The 1310-nt window shown below is 78.8% G+C and carries 2 protein-coding genes; one reads left to right on the forward strand and one right to left on the reverse strand.

Annotated features, from left to right (window positions below; translation table 11 throughout):
* The coding region (locus tag DZF91_RS23675) for an AAA family ATPase (protein WP_199486838.1) at window positions 1–816 on the reverse strand (816 nt) is incomplete at its 3' end.
* Between the two features lie 67 nt (window positions 817–883).
* On the opposite strand from DZF91_RS23675, the gene DZF91_RS23680 reads away from it, so the two are divergent.
* Window positions 884–1310 (forward strand): AfsR/SARP family transcriptional regulator (locus DZF91_RS23680; RefSeq protein WP_199486839.1); only part of this gene is annotated, 427 nt, incomplete at its 3' end.

A 1310-nucleotide genomic window follows, 5' to 3' on the forward strand; every position in this document is an offset into this window, starting at 1 on the left:
CGCCGCGTCCGGGTCGGCGGCGATCCGCTCGGTCCCGGCGACGCGGCCGAGCAGCGCGGTCGCGGCCTCGGCGGTGAACGGCGCGAGGTCCAGGTGCGCGGCGACGGGCAGTTCGGCGAACCGGGTGCGGCCGGTGACCAGGACGGCGCTGCCGGGCGCGCCGGGCAGCAGCGGCGCGATCTGCGCGGCGTCGCGGGCGTCGTCCAGCACCACCAGGACGCGGCGTCCGGCCAGGTGGGAGCGGAACAGCGCGGCGCGCCGGTCCGGCTCGGGCGGGATCTCCCGGTCGGGCGCGCCGAGCGCGCGCAGGAACGCGGCGAGGACGGCGCCGGGAGCGGCCGGGGACGGCCCGGCGCCGTGCAGTTCGGCGTAGAGCTGGCCGTCGGGGAAGGCGTCCCGGACGGTGTGCGCGACGTGCAGCGCCAGCGCCGTCTTGCCGATCCCGCCGAGCCCGGCGACGGTCACGACGGGCACGGCGGCGCCGTCCCGGGCGGTGAGCGCGGCGGCGAGCCGCCGGGTCTCGCCGTCGCGTCCGGTGAAGTCGGGCAGGTCGGGCGGAAGCTGCGCGGGCGGCACCGCCTCGTACGCCCGTGGCGACGGACGGCCGGCGCCCGGCGGCGCGGTGGCGGGTGCCGGTGCGTCGGTGGGTGACGGTGGGTCGGTGGGTGACGATGCGTCGGTGGAGTGGGCGGGCTCGGCGGGCTCGGCGGGCTCGGCGGCAGTGGACTCGGTGGACTCGGCCGGCTCGGCGGGCTCGGTGTCGGCGGGCAGGGCGGCGTGGGCGGGCAGAGCTCTGGCGGGCGGCGCGTCGGACATGGCGATCCCCTCGTTCCCCTTAGGCGTTATTTTGCATGTCGGTCACATCTGCGACGGAAGGGACCAGATGGGCGATCGCCTGCGGTTCGCGGTGCTCGGTCCGGTTCGCGGATGGCGTGGCGGTGCCGAGCTGGACCTCGGGCCTCCCCAGCAGCGCGCGATGCTCGCCTTCCTGCTGCTGCAGGAGGGACGGGCCGCCGCCCCGCAGACGATCGTGGAGGCACTGTGGGGCGAGCGTCCGCCGGAACGGGCGCTCGGCGCGATCCGGACGCACGCGTCGCGGCTGCGGGCCGCCCTCGAACCCGACCGGGCGCGGCCCGAGGTGCTGGTCACCGCCGGGGACGGGTACCGGATCGCCCTCCCGCCCGCGGCCCTGGACGCGACGCTGTTCCGGACCCGGCTCGCTGCCGCCGACCGGGCGCGGGCGTCCGGCGCCCTCGCCGCCTCGCGGCGCCTGGTGGCGGACGCGCTGGCCCTCTGGGCGGGCGATCCGC

The sequence above is a fragment of the Actinomadura logoneensis genome, assembly GCF_003428695.1.
Taxonomy (GTDB): Bacteria; Actinomycetota; Actinomycetes; order Streptosporangiales; family Streptosporangiaceae; genus Spirillospora; species Spirillospora logoneensis.